This window comes from Alkalicella caledoniensis (genome assembly GCF_014467015.1).
In the GTDB taxonomy this organism is placed as follows: Bacteria; Bacillota; Proteinivoracia; order Proteinivoracales; family Proteinivoracaceae; genus Alkalicella; species Alkalicella caledoniensis.
In genome coordinates this window covers 430,085-444,724 of record NZ_CP058559.1, presented here as the reverse complement: position 1 = coordinate 444,724, position 14,640 = coordinate 430,085, and the positions used below count along the sequence as shown (strand labels likewise).

Genomic DNA, 14,640 nt, shown 5'->3' with positions numbered 1-14,640 from the left:
AAAAGGACATAAATTTAATAAAATATAGGTTTTGCTAAAATATAATTCTATGTTATAATTAGATGGTTAATTACAAGTATATAACTAATTAAATTTAGTTAAGATTTTTAAGGAGGTATTTAAAAGTGAAAGTAAACTGGGAAAAAAACGAGAAAAATACAGGGGTTCTAACAGTTGAAGTCCCTGAGACTGAAGTAGCAGAGGCTATCGAGAAAGCATACATAAAAGTTAGAAAGGAAATTAACTTGCCAGGTTTCCGTAAAGGGAAAATTCCACGTAACATGATAGAAAAAAGATTTGGCATAGAAATTTTCTATGAAGATGCAGCTAATTTCTTATTACAAGATAACTATCCCAAAGCTATAGATCAAGCAGGGATTGATCCTGTGGATAAACCAGAAATTGATGTTGAGCAAATGGAAGTGGAAAAACCATTTATTTTTAAAGCAACTATTACAGTTAAGCCTGAAGTAGAGCTAGGACAATACACTAACTTCGGAATTGAGAAAGAAGCTAAAGTAGTTACAGATGAAGATATAAATAACGAACTGAAAAGACTACAAGAACAACATGCTGTACTAGAAGCTCAAGGAGAAGGTAGTTCAGTAGAAAATGGCGACACTGCTGTTATCGATTTTGTAGGTTCTGTTGATGGTGAAGAATTCCCAGGTGGAGCTGGTGAAAACCACCCACTAGTTATAGGTTCAGGCTCTTTCATTCCAGGTTTTGAAGAGCAGTTAGTTGGCAAAAACCTTGGGGAGGAAGTAGATGTTAACGTTACTTTCCCCACTGAGTATCATGCAGAGCACTTAGCTGGCAAAGAAGCCCTTTTTAAAGTTAAAATCAATGAGATAAAAAAGAAGCAGCTTCCTGCTTTAGATGATGAGTTTGCTAAAGACAATAACTTTGACTCCCTAGAAGACTTAAAAGCAGATGTAAGTAAAAAACTTGCTGACAAATATGAGTCCGAAACAACTAGAGAGCATGAAAACAAAGTGGTTGAGCAACTATTAGAAAACAATAAAGTAGAAATACCAGCTGTAATGGTAGATGATAAAGTAGAAGATATGTTAAAAGAGATGGAGCAATCTCTTTCACAACAAGGCCTTGATCTTGAAACATACTTCAAATTTACTGGATCATCTTTGGAACAAGCTAAAGAGCAAATTAGACCTCAAGCAGAAAATGACGTTAAGTTTAGCTTAATAGTAGAAGCTGTTGCTAACAAAGAAGAAATACAATCTACAGAAGAAGATTTCGAAGCTGAATTAAATAAAATCGCTCAAATGTACAATTCAGAAGTTGAAAAAATTAAACCAATCATGGAAGCTCAAAGACCAGCTATTGAAGATGGGATTAAGAGAAGAAAAGCCTTTGATTTAGTTATGGCAAACAAGTAAATACAATTTGCTATAAAAAGGATAGGTGGTTTTTGAATTTTTAAGGGAAAATAGCTAAGGATAGTAATATAAAACCTTTGATTAACATAAAAATTTAAAAGCTAAACAGAGAGGATGGTTTAAGATGAATTTGGTACCTATGGTAGTAGAGCAAACCAATAGAGGAGAAAGATCATATGATATTTTTTCCCGTCTATTAAAAGACAGAATCATTTTTATCGGTAGTGCTATTGATGATAATGTAGCAAACTTAGTTATTGCTCAATTATTATTCTTAGAGGCTGAAGATCCAGATAAAGATATATATCTATACATTAATAGTCCGGGTGGTTCAGTTACTGCAGGTTTGGCTATGTTTGATACTATGCAGTACATAAAGCCAGATGTTTCTACAATCTGTGTGGGCATGGCAGCTAGTATGGGAGCGTTTTTGCTAGCGGCTGGTGCGAAAGGCAAAAGATTTGCTTTGCCGAACAGTGAGGTAATGATACATCAACCATCAGGTGGTTTCCAAGGTCAAGCCAGCGATATCCAAATACATGCGGAACATATATTAAGGACAAAGAAAAAAATCAATGAGATATTAGCCGAAAGAACAGGACAGTCTATTGAAACATTAGAAAAAGATTCTGATAGAGATAGATTCATGTCTGCACAAGAAGCTCTTGATTATGGTATAATAGATAAAGTAATGGAGCGCAACACCCGTAAGTAAAAAGAGGTGATTAAATGAAATTTAACGAGGACAAAGGTAATCTGAAATGCTCCTTTTGTGGTAAGCCGCAAGAACAAGTAAGAAAATTAGTTGCTGGCCCAGGCGTTTATATTTGTGATGAGTGTATTGAACTTTGCAATGAAATCATTGAAGAAGAATTTGCAGAGGAAGTAGAGCTTGATATTACAGATATACCGAAGCCAAAGGAAATTAAAGATATCTTAGATCAATATGTAATTGGTCAAGATAATGCTAAAAGAGGACTATCTGTTGCAGTTTACAATCATTACAAGCGTATTAAAGCCGAGGTTGATAGTGATGAAGTTGACCTGCAAAAAAGTAACATTCTTTTAATAGGGCCAACTGGTGTTGGTAAAACCCTTCTAGCTCAGACCTTAGCTAAGATACTAAACGTACCCTTTGCCATCGCGGATGCTACTTCACTAACTGAAGCCGGTTATGTAGGCGAAGATGTTGAAAACATCTTATTGAAGCTAATTCAAGCAGCTGATTATGATGTGGAAAAAGCAGAAAAGGGTATTATTTATATAGATGAGATTGATAAGATTGCTAGAAAATCTGACAATCCTTCTATTACAAGGGATGTTTCTGGTGAAGGTGTTCAACAAGCACTTTTAAAGATTTTAGAAGGAACTGTTGCATCTGTTCCTCCCCAAGGAGGAAGAAAACACCCTCATCAAGAGTTCATTCAGATTGATACTACAAATGTACTATTTATCTGTGGTGGAGCATTTGATGGCGTAGAGAAAATTATCCAAAATCGTACAGGTAAAAAAGTATTAGGTTTTGGGGCTGAAGTAAAGAGTAAGGATGAAATAAACATTGGTGATGTATTAACAAATATTTTACCTGAAGACTTACTCAAGTTTGGACTAATACCTGAGTTTGTAGGAAGGGTACCAGTAGTAGCTACATTAGATGCATTAGATACAGATGCTTTAATTAGGATACTACAAGAGCCTAAAAATTCTCTAGTGAAGCAATATCAAAAACTATTCAGTATTGATAACGTTAACCTAGAGTTCCATGATGAATGCTTAAACCAAATTGCAGCTGAAGCTATCAAAAGAAAAACTGGTGCTCGTGGATTAAGGGCTATCATGGAAAAGCTTATGCAAGATATCATGTTTGACATTCCATCAAGAACTGATATTAGTAAATGCATAATGACAAAAGAAACCATTACTGAGGGTGCAGACCCAATAATAGTAACTGGTGAAAAAACAGCAAAGAAAAAACGCAAAAAAAGCGACACAGCATAAAAAAAGGAAGCCATCAGGCTTCTTTTTTTTTGAGTGGGCTTTTCTAGACGAATCTCACTCTTTTCCTATCTGCTGACTCCTGTCTTATGCCTCCAGACTTCACCTGTCCAACTTCATCTCCCCCACAAAACATCTAAAATCTTTGGATATTTCCCTTGCCTTAGGTCAATAATAACTTAAGCTAAACTACAAAAAAGTAAAGGGGGAAACAACCTATGACTGATATCATGGGGATTATAACACTAGTACAAATTTTTTTCGCTATAGTGATTGGTCTCTATTTTTGGAACCTTTTACGTTCACAACAATCAAACAAAGTTGCTATAGATAGGGAATCTAAAAAAGAAATGGAAAAACTCCAAAAAATGAGGGAGATATACTTAACAGAGCCTTTAGCTGAAAAAACAAGACCCAGCAACCTAAAAGAAATAATAGGGCAGGAGCAAGGGTTAAAAGCCCTTAGAGCCGCTTTGTGCGGGTCAAATCCCCAACATATTATTATTTATGGACCACCAGGAGTAGGAAAAACTGCTGCTGCGAGGGTAGTACTAGAAGAAGCGAAAAACAATGGACTTTCACCTTTTAAAAAAAATGCACAATTCACTGAACTGGACGCCACCACAGCTCGATTTGATGAAAGGGGAATAGCTGATCCCCTAATTGGATCTGTCCATGACCCGATCTATCAAGGCGCTGGTGCTATGGGTATGGCTGGAATACCGCAGCCTAAGCCAGGTGCAGTAACAAAAGCTCATGGAGGAGTATTGTTTATAGACGAAATAGGTGAATTACACCCTATTCAAATGAACAAACTATTAAAGGTACTAGAAGATAGAAAAGTTTTCTTGGAGTCTGCTTATTATAGTGAAGAAGATAATAATATCCCTAGACATATCCATGAAATATTCCAAAAAGGATTACCTGCTGATTTCAGGCTAGTTGGTGCAACAACAAGACAACCCGATGAAATACCCCCTGCCATCAGGTCAAGGTGTGTTGAAATCTTCTTTAGGTCATTAAAACCTGAAGAAATAGGTATTATAGCAAAGAATGCATCAGATAAAATTCAATATCCTATAGAATCTGGAGCCTTAGAAGTTGTTAAAAAATATGCAACTAACGGAAGAGAAGCAGTAAATGTAATTCAGATCGCAGCAGGGATTGCCATAAATGAGTCTAGACAAAGCATTGAACAAGCGGATATAGAATGGGTTGTAAACAGTAGCCAAATAGCTCCTAGACCTGAAAAAAAGGTTTCAGAAGAATCCCAAGTGGGTTGTGTAAATGGGTTAGCAGTTTACGGACCAAACATGGGAGCACTTTTAGAGATAGAAGTAACAGCAGTTAAAACCCAAGAAGGTAAGGGGAGTATATCTATAACTGGCGTTGTTGATGAAGAAGAACTTGGAAGTGGTAGTAGAAAAATTCGCAGAAAAAGTATGGCAAAAGGATCAATTGAAAATGTTTTAACTGTACTTAAGAAATTTATGAATGAAGACCCAAGGGATTATGACATACATATAAATTTTCCAGGTGGCACACCAATCGATGGTCCATCAGCTGGAATAGCCATAGCAACAGGAATTTATTCAGCAATTCTTGACAGAGCAGTTGATTCAAAGGTAGCTATGACTGGAGAATTATCCATAAGAGGGTATGTAAAACCAGTTGGTGGCATCGTGCCCAAAATTGAAGCGGCCAGACAGGCAGGGGCAACAAAGGTTTATATACCCCGAGAAAATTATCAAGAAATGCTTAAAGGGTTAGAAAACATCGAGGTTATACCAGTGGAAAGGGTCGAGCAAGTCCTTGATTCAGTTCTGATTGATGAATCAATTAACCATAAAGTGCCTCGGGTTTTAACAGCTTTATCCATAGGACAGGGTTAACTTACCTTGTCTTTTTTTACATGATGGTATAAAATACTAATTATCATATTCCATGATTGGAGGTTATTTATATGGAGCAAACAAAGAAGAAACTGCCTTTAATGCCACTTAGGGGAATAATAGTCTTCCCTAATATGATTATACATTTAGATGTAGGAAGAGAAAAATCAGTGTCCGCACTAAATGCAGCAATGGTAAAAAACAGTGAGATTATTTTAGTTACACAAAAAGATAGTAAAACAGACGAACCTTCCCATAACGACTTGTATGAATACGGCACACTAGCGGAAGTAAAGCAAGTACTAAAACTACCTGGAGGTACTATTAGGGTTTTAGTAGAAGGAGTTAATAGGGTTAGGATAAATGAATACCTAGAGGGAGAAAAATATTTTCAGGTAGATGTAGATGTTATAGTAGAAAGTGAACAAATGAATACTGAAATGGAAGCACTTATGAGAAACACTCTATTTCAGTTTGAACAATATATAAAGCTAAGCAAAAAAGTACCACCAGATACACTAGAAGTAGTAGAACACATAAATGAGCCAGGAAGGCTTGCAGATTTAATAACATCTCACCTTACACTAAAAATAGAACAAAAACAACAAGTCCTAGAAGCTTTTGAACCAAAGGAAAGATTGCTAAAAGTATTAGAAATTCTAACTAAAGAGATCCAAATATTAGAGATAGAAAAAACTATTAATTCAAGGGTAAAAAAGCAAATGGAAAAAACCCAAAAAGAGTACTATCTAAGGGAGCAGATAAAGGCTATCCAAAAGGAACTAGGTGATACTCAAAGGGAAGAGGTAGACGAATATCGCAAAAAACTAGCTTTATTAAAAGTGCCCAACGAAACTAAAGAGAAGATAGAGAAGGAAATTGACAAGTTAGAAAGAATGGCCCCAAATGCCGCTGAAAATTCTGTACTTCGAAATTATCTAGACTGGGTTCTTGCTTTGCCATGGGATAACCACACTAAAGATAGATTAGATATTCAGCATGCAGAAAAAATATTAGATGAAGATCATTACGGACTAGCAAAGGTTAAAGAAAGAATACTGGAGTTTTTAGCAGTGAGGCAGTTGGCAAGTAGTACAAGGAGTCCAATAATATGTTTAGTGGGTCCTCCAGGAGTGGGGAAAACTTCTCTAGCAAAATCCATTGCAAGGTCACTGGAGAGGGAATTTGTGCGTATATCCCTAGGTGGAGTAAGGGACGAAGCTGAGATCCGTGGTCATCGTAGGACATACGTAGCTGCCCTTCCAGGAAGAATTATTCAAGGAATGAAAAATGCTGGGTCCACTAATCCTGTATTCTTATTAGATGAAATAGATAAAATGAGCATGGATTTCAGAGGGGATCCTTCAGCTGCTTTACTTGAAGTACTAGATCCAGAACAAAATAGTACTTTTAGTGATCACTTTGTGGAGCTGCCCTTTGACCTAAGCAGTGTTTTGTTTGTAACAACTGCAAACGCTTTGCATCCTATTCCAAGACCTTTACTAGATAGGATGGAAGTTATTTATATCGAAGGATATACTGAAGATGAGAAGCTAACAATTGCAAAAAGATATCTCGTGCCCAGAAAAATGAAAGAACATGGACTTGATATAAGCCAATTCACTATATCCGACCAAGCTTTAACTAAAGTAATACGGGAATACACCCGGGAAGCCGGTGTACGTAATTTAGAGAGAGTTTGTGCGACCCTTTGTAGGAAAGGTGCTAAACAAATAGTTAGTAATCAAGAAAATGTCAAAGTTACAGTGCAAAACCTTCATACTTTCTTAGGTGCTCCTAAGTTTAGATGGGGTGAGATTGAGGAGAAAGACGAGGTTGGTGTAGCCACTGGCTTGGCTTGGACTGAAACAGGTGGAGATATTCTGGCAATAGAAGTAACTACAATGGCAGGCAGTGGAAAGCTGTCTCTAACTGGAAAACTAGGTGAAGTTATGCAAGAATCTGGACGTACAGCCCTTAGCTTAATAAGATCTAGGGCGGAAGATTTAGGTATTGATCCGGAATTTTATAAAAACAAAGATATTCATATTCATGTTCCCGAAGGCGCAATACCTAAAGATGGGCCTTCTGCAGGGATTACTATGGCTACAGCATTACTTTCTGCATTATCCAACAAAGGAATTAGTAGAAATGTTGCAATGACAGGGGAAATAACTCTAAGGGGTAAAGTCTTGCCTATTGGTGGGGTTAAAGAAAAAGTTTTAGCTGCCCATAGAGCAGGAATCAAGACAGTTATTTTACCTAAAGACAATAAAAAAGATATTGACGATATCCCATCCAACGTACGGAAGAAAATTAAAGTTAAATTCGCTGAACGTATTGAAGAAGTTTGGGAAATTGCATTAGTGGGGGAAAAGTAGTGAAAATTAAAGATAGTAAAATTTTAATAAGTGCTGTCAAGCCAGATCAATACCCTGAATTAGAGTTACCTGAAATAGCTCTGGTAGGAAGATCAAATGTAGGAAAATCCTCCTTCATAAATAGAATGATAAATAGAAAGAACTTAGCACGTACCAGTGGTAAACCCGGCAAAACTCAAACATTAAACTTTTATCTTATAAATGAAGATATGATCTTTGTTGACGTACCAGGTTATGGATTTGCTAAAGTTTCAAAAAGCCACAGGGATGTTTGGTTGAACATGATTACAACATATCTTTTAAATCGACCTACATTAAAAGGTGTCGTGCAGTTAATTGATATTCGCCACTTGCCGTCAAAAGAAGATAAGGAGATGTTCAAGTGGTTGATAGAAAATAAGCTAGCTGTGATGATAGTAATGACAAAGGCCGATAAAATCCCTAAGGGTAAGATACAAAAACATGCCAAAGATATATGTAAGGAACTAGATATACCTACTGGATTTCCCATAGTTTTTTCAGCTGAAACTGGAATAGGCAGAGAAGAAGCCTGGGAAGCCATAGGGGAACTAATTGAATCTTAAAAAGCGTCTACTGACGCTTTTTTTGTTTTCAATTATGAAGCTGGCAGTAAGATAGTTGTAATATAGGATAATTTTTTAACATTAAATTACTAAAAGTTTAAATATAGGCAGGAGTTAGCCTTATAAAGAAGAATATAAAAATTAAGTTAAGGGAGGTGGGTATATGAAATTTACTGATAGTGCTACAGTTGTTGACTTAGAAAACCTGTCGGCATTTCTAAGTGAAATGAATTCATTACCTGAGTATCACATAGGTTACTGTGGAACAAATCAAGAAGAGATTTACAACACTATAATAAAAGATCCAGAATTATTGAAGAGCTTTATAATTGTAAAAAAAGGAGAAAAAATCATTTCTGCCTTAGGTTATGACTTCTATGATGAAACAATTGAATTATGGGGACCCTTTATTAGGGAAGAGTATAATACAGAAATGACAACAACCCTCTGGGCTAAAATGCTAACAAAACTGCCTAAAGAAGTTAAATATATTCTTGGTTACTGTAATGAAAAAAATTTCAAATGCATAACGTGGCTAGTTGATAAAAAATTTGATCTAAGTGGAAAACATACTGTATTGCAAATAGATCCGCAATCACACAAAGACAGCGCAGGTTTCCATTTATTAAAAGATGAATACTTCAAAGACTTTGTGGTGCTTCATAATAACCTATTTCCCAACACGTACTATACAGGCATGCAAATACTAAACAAACTAGATGATAACAATGCTGTATTAGTGGAAACCATAGACTCAAGCCTTGTAGGCTATGCTTTTGTCACTCAAGATTCACTGAAAAACGGCAATGTTGAGTTTATAGGAGTTAACCCTAGGTATCAAAAAAAAGGTATAGGTTATAAACTTATGAATGGTGCGTTAGATTGGTTTAAACTTAAAAAATCAAGGGAAGTAATACTCAGTGTTAACGCAAATAACACTCAAGCCATAAATCTCTATAAAAAAGTAGGCTTTACTATTAAGGATGAAATGTGTAGTTATAGATTTAAGTTAGAAAAATAGTTCACACTATGATTAAGAAATAATGTTAAGGTAATAATATAAGTGGAAATAAACCAAAAAAAGACTATTGATATATGTTGACAAGGTGACTATATTATGCTATATTATGTTATGTGCTTAGACACATCACTAAATGTCATCATTTTTTAAATCTAAAAAAAGATTCAAAAAAATGTTGACAAAACAGGTTAAAAATGATAAGATAGTCTTTGTCGCTAAGAGGCGAAGTAACAAAAAAAGTAGCACGAGCTACTGACAGTTCTTTGAAAATTGAACAGCACTATACCATAAGAAAAAAACTTGGTAAACAAGTTAATTCGAATTTGAGTTTAAAGTGATTAAAACCAGACGAAAGTCTGAAGTCAGTAATCAACGCATTAAGTTATTAGTATTTAGCTATCTGCTAACTGCCAATAACGAACTGCGAATGATATAACTTTTCAATTTAATGGAGAGTTTGATCCTGGCTCAGGACGAACGCTGGCGGCATGCCTCACACATGCAAGTCGAACGGAGTTAAGTAGAAAGCTTGCTTTTTACTTAACTTAGTGGCGGACGGGTGAGTAACACGTGGGCAACCTGCCCTACAGCTCGGGATACCATCGGGAAACTGATGTTAATACCGGATACGCTTCATGGATCGCATGGTTTATGGAGGAAAGATTTATCGCTGTAGGATGGGCCCGCGGTCCATTAGCTAGTTGGTAGGGTAACGGCCTACCAAGGCGACGATGGATAGCTGGTCTGAGAGGACGATCAGCCACACTGGGACTGAGACACGGCCCAGACTCCTACGGGAGGCAGCAGTGGGGAATATTGCGCAATGGGGGCAACCCTGACGCAGCAATGCCGCGTGAAGGATGAAGGCTTTCGAGTCGTAAACTTCTGTCTAGAGGGATGAATAATGACAGTACCTCTGGAGGAAGCCCCGGCTAACTACGTGCCAGCAGCCGCGGTAATACGTAGGGGGCAAGCGTTGTCCGGAATCACTGGGCGTAAAGCGCGCGTAGGTGGTCTAGTAAGTCAGATGTTAAAATGCGGGGCTCAACCCCGTAATGCATTTGAAACTGCTGGACTTGAGGACAGGAGAGGAAAGTGGAATTCCTAGTGTAGCGGTGAAATGCGTAGATATTAGGAGGAACACCAGTGGCGAAGGCGACTTTCTGGACTGTACCTGACACTGAGGTGCGAAAGCGTGGGGAGCAAACAGGATTAGATACCCTGGTAGTCCACGCCGTAAACGATGGGTACTAGGTGTAGGGGGTTTAGATACCCTCTGTGCCGCAGTTAACGCATTAAGTACCCCGCCTGGGGAGTACGATCGCAAGATTGAAACTCAAAGGAATTGACGGGGGCCCGCACAAGCAGCGGAGCATGTGGTTTAATTCGAAGCAACGCGAAGAACCTTACCAGGACTTGACATCCTCTGAAGCTATTAGAGATAATAGTGTCCCTTCGGGGCAGAGAGACAGGTGGTGCATGGTTGTCGTCAGCTCGTGTCGTGAGATGTTGGGTTAAGTCCCGCAACGAGCGCAACCCTTATCTTTAGTTGCCAGCAAGTAATGTTGGGCACTCTAGAGAGACTGCCGGTGATAAACCGGAGGAAGGTGGGGATGACGTCAAATCATCATGCCCCTTATGTCCTGGGCTACACACGTGCTACAATGGCCTGAACAACGGGAAGCGAAGGAGTGATCTGGAGCAAATCCCTTAAAACAGGTCTCAGTTCGGATTGTAGGCTGCAACTCGCCTACATGAAGTCGGAGTTGCTAGTAATCGCGGATCAGAATGTCGCGGTGAATGCGTTCCCGGGCCTTGTACACACCGCCCGTCACACCACGAAAGTTTACAACACCCGAAGCCGGTGGGCTAACCTTTTAGGAGGCAGCCGTCGAAGGTGGGGTAGATGATTGGGGTGAAGTCGTAACAAGGTAGCCGTATCGGAAGGTGCGGCTGGATCACCTCCTTTCTAAGGAGACACTGATATCACATTAAGTGATATCTACTTCTTATCGCTGCTAAAGCTATGCTTTAGTCAGCATCGTACTTCATTTTTATCAAGAATGTTCACCTTGTAAAAATGAATACGTACCTTAATTTACAAAAACAAAATCACAACTCAAATATGGTATATGCTGTCCAATTTTGAAAGAACTAGTTGACTGAACTTGTTCAGTCCTTTTCTTTCTAACGATCTTTGAAAACTACACACGAAATTCAATAAGCAAAGGTTAGTTAACTGTAACAAGTTAACGAAAAACAAAGAGTGTTCTTAGAGCAATAAACGATCAAATGCGTAAGCATTTATTTGGTCAAGTTACTAAGGGCGCACGGCGGATGCCTTGGCGCTAGGAGCCGAAGAAGGACGTAGCGAACTACGAAAAGCCACGGTAAGCTGTAAGCAAGCCTTGACCCGTGGATCTCCGAATGGGGCAACCCACTATGGTTAATACCATAGTATCACTACCTGAATACATAGGGTAGTAGAAGGCAACCGGGGGAACTGAAACATCTAAGTACCCCGAGGAAGAGAAAGAATAATCGATTCCCTAAGTAGTGGCGAGCGAAATGGGAAGAGCCTAAACACATGTGATGTAAGACTGCAATCGTTGTTACATGTGGGTTGAGGGAGCAATTGTGGTATCTTGCAGGATATCAAGGTAGTTACAAAAGTTAATTTTAGACGAACTGTTTGGAAAGACAGGCCGTAGAAGGTGAAAGCCCTGTAGTTGAAAAGATTAACCCTACCTAATTGCCACCCGAGTACAGCGGGACACGTGAAACCCCGTTGGAATCTAGGAGGACCACCTCCAAAGGCTAAATACTACCTAGCGACCGATAGTGAAGCAGTACCGTGAGGGAAAGGTGAAAAGAACCTCGGAAGAGGAGTGAAAAAGAACCTGAAACCGTGTGCCTACAAACAGTCAAAGCCCCATACGCGGGTGATGGCGTGCCTTTTGTAGAATGAACCAGCGAGTTACGTAGTCAAGCAAGGTTAAGTGGTAAAGCCACGGAGCCGAAGGGAAACCGAGTCTTAAAAGGGCGTGAAGTTTGGCTGCGTAGACCCGAAACCGGGTGACCTACCCATGGCCAGGGTGAAGTTTTGTTAACGCAAAATGGAGGCCCGAACCCACTAATGTTGAAAAATTAGGGGATGAGCTGTGGGTAGCGGAGAAATTCCAATCGAACTCGGAGATAGCTGGTTCTCCCCGAAATAGCTTTAGGGCTAGCCTCGGAATAAAATAGTGGAGGTAGAGCACTGATTGGGCTAGGGGCCTTACCAGGTTACCGAACTCAGTCAAACTCCGAATGCCACATATTTGTTTTCCGGGAGTCAGACTATGGGTGCTAAGGTCCATAGTCGAGAGGGAAACAGCCCAGACCATCTGCTAAGGTCCCAAAGTATAAGTTAAGTGGAAAAGGATGTGGGATTGCACAGACAACCAGGATGTTGGCTTAGAAGCAGCCACCATTTAAAGAGTGCGTAATAGCTCACTGGTCAAGTGATCCTGCGCCGAAAATGTAACGGGGCTCAAACTTATCACCGAAGCAATGGATGATGTAAATCATGGTAGGGGAGCGTTCTATTTGCGCAGAAGCTGTACCGTAAGGAGCAGTGGAGCGAATAGAAGTGAGAATGCTGGTATAAGTAACGAAAAAAGATGTGAGAATCATCTTCGCCGAAAACCTAAGGTTTCCTGAGGAAGGCTCGTCCTCTCAGGGTAAGCCGGGACCTAAGCCGAGGCCGAAAGGCGTAGGCGATGGACAACTGGTAGAGATTCCAGTGCCACCAAACTTCGTTTGAGAGATGGGGTGACGCAGGAAGGTAGGTTATCGCACTGTTGGTTATGTGCGTCCAAGCTTTTAGGGAGAGTAGATAGGCAAATCCGTCGACTCATAATCCTGAGGAGTGAAGGGGACCCGAATGAGGGGAACTAACTGATCCTACACTGCCAAGAAAAGCCTCTATCGAGAAGTAAGGTGCCCGTACCGCAAACCGACACAGGTAGGTAAGGAGAGAATCCTAAGGCGCTCGGGAGAACCTTCGTTAAGGAACTCGGCAAAATGACCCCGTAACTTCGGGAGAAGGGGTGCCTCATTATGGTGAGAGAATTTACTTCTTAAGCTAGAAGAGGCCGCAGTGAATAGGCCCAAGCGACTGTTTAGCAAAAACACAGGTCTCTGCTAAATCGAAAGATGAAGTATAGGGGCTGACGCCTGCCCGGTGCTGGAAGGTTAAGGGAAGAGGTTAGCGCAAGCGAAGCTTTGAACCGAAGCCCCAGTAAACGGCGGCCGTAACTATAACGGTCCTAAGGTAGCGAAATTCCTTGTCAGGTAAGTTCTGACCCGCACGAATGGCGTAACGACTTGGGCACTGTCTCAACGAAGGACCCGGTGAAATTGTAGTACCTGTGAAGATGCAGGTTACCCGCGACAAGACGGAAAGACCCCGTGGAGCTTTACTGTAGCCTGATATTGAGTTTTGGCATTTTATGTACAGGATAGGTGGGAGGCTGAGAAAGTAGCACGCCAGTGTTGCTGGAGCCACCCGTGGGATACCACCCTTAAAGTGCTGGAATTCTAACTGTGTACCGTTATCCGGTACTAGGACAGTGTCAGGTGGGCAGTTTGACTGGGGCGGTCGCCTCCTAAAGAGTAACGGAGGCGCCCAAAGGTTCCCTCAGAATGGTTGGAAATCATTCGAAGAGTGTAAAGGCAGAAGGGAGCTTGACTGCGAGACCTACAAGTCGAGCAGGGACGAAAGTCGGGCTTAGTGACCCGGCGGTACCGAGTGGAAGGGCCGTCGCTCAACGGATAAAAGCTACCCCGGGGATAACAGGCTTATCTCCCCCAAGAGTCCACATCGACGGGGAGGTTTGGCACCTCGATGTCGGCTCATCGCATCCTGGGGCTGAAGAAGGTCCCAAGGGTTGGGCTGTTCGCCCATTAAAGCGGTACGCGAGCTGGGTTCAGAACGTCGTGAGACAGTTCGGTCCCTATCTGTCGCGGGCGCAGGAAGTTTGAAAGGAGCTGTCCTTAGTACGAGAGGACCGGGATGGACGAACCTCTGGTGTACCAGTTGTCATGCCAATGGCAGTTCTGGGTAGCCAAGTTTGGTCGGGATAAGCGCTGAAAGCATCTAAGCGCGAAGCCCCCCTTAAGATAAGACTTCCCATTCCGTAAGGAAGTAAGACCCCAGAAAGACTATCTGGTTGATAGGCTAGGAGTGTAAGGGTAGTAATACCTTCAGCGGACTAGTACTAATCGGTCGAGGACTTGACCTAAATATTTAAGCTGTCAGCTGACAGTAGTCAGCAGTCAGGAAAAACTTTAAGAATAAAACCTTTGAAAACCTTGCTATGAATT

General features: G+C 40.4%; 7 protein-coding genes and 2 rRNA genes. All 9 read left to right on the top strand.

Translation table 11 applies throughout. The features are described 5' to 3' along the window. Positions 1-125: 125 nt before the first annotated feature. Entirely contained in the window at positions 126-1,400 is a 1,275-nt protein-coding gene (gene tig / locus HYG86_RS02270) for a trigger factor (protein ID WP_213167339.1), read from the top strand. Between the two features lie 124 nt (positions 1,401-1,524). Continuing rightward, positions 1,525-2,115, top strand: a complete 591-nt coding sequence (gene clpP, locus HYG86_RS02265; RefSeq protein ID WP_213167338.1) for an ATP-dependent Clp endopeptidase proteolytic subunit ClpP — start codon at positions 1,525-1,527, stop codon at positions 2,113-2,115. A 14-nt stretch (positions 2,116-2,129) separates the two neighbouring features. Continuing rightward, positions 2,130-3,398 (top strand): ATP-dependent Clp protease ATP-binding subunit ClpX, encoded by a 1,269-nt coding sequence (gene clpX / locus HYG86_RS02260; protein ID WP_213167337.1) that lies wholly within the window; start codon positions 2,130-2,132, stop codon positions 3,396-3,398. Between the two features lie 215 nt (positions 3,399-3,613). After that, complete coding sequence (lonB, locus tag HYG86_RS02255) at positions 3,614-5,287, top strand: ATP-dependent protease LonB (protein WP_213167336.1); 1,674 nt, start codon at positions 3,614-3,616, stop codon at positions 5,285-5,287. A 71-nt stretch (positions 5,288-5,358) separates the two neighbouring features. After that, positions 5,359-7,668 (top strand): endopeptidase La, encoded by a 2,310-nt coding sequence (gene lon / locus HYG86_RS02250; protein ID WP_213167335.1) that lies wholly within the window; start codon positions 5,359-5,361, stop codon positions 7,666-7,668. Beyond that, positions 7,668-8,252, top strand: coding sequence for a ribosome biogenesis GTP-binding protein YihA/YsxC (gene yihA / locus HYG86_RS02245; protein WP_213167334.1), 585 nt, complete (start codon positions 7,668-7,670; stop codon positions 8,250-8,252). The genes lon and yihA overlap by 1 nt, the downstream gene beginning before the upstream one ends. A 163-nt stretch (positions 8,253-8,415) precedes the next feature. After that, positions 8,416-9,273, top strand: a complete 858-nt coding sequence (locus HYG86_RS02240) for a GNAT family N-acetyltransferase (protein ID WP_213167333.1) — start codon at positions 8,416-8,418, stop codon at positions 9,271-9,273. A 445-nt stretch (positions 9,274-9,718) separates the two neighbouring features. Then, a 16S ribosomal RNA gene (locus tag HYG86_RS02235) occupies positions 9,719-11,242 on the top strand. Between the two features lie 341 nt (positions 11,243-11,583). Then, positions 11,584-14,558, top strand: a 23S ribosomal RNA gene (locus HYG86_RS02230). Together the 16S and 23S rRNA genes form the textbook arrangement of a ribosomal RNA operon. The last annotated feature ends 82 nt before the right edge of the window (positions 14,559-14,640 follow it).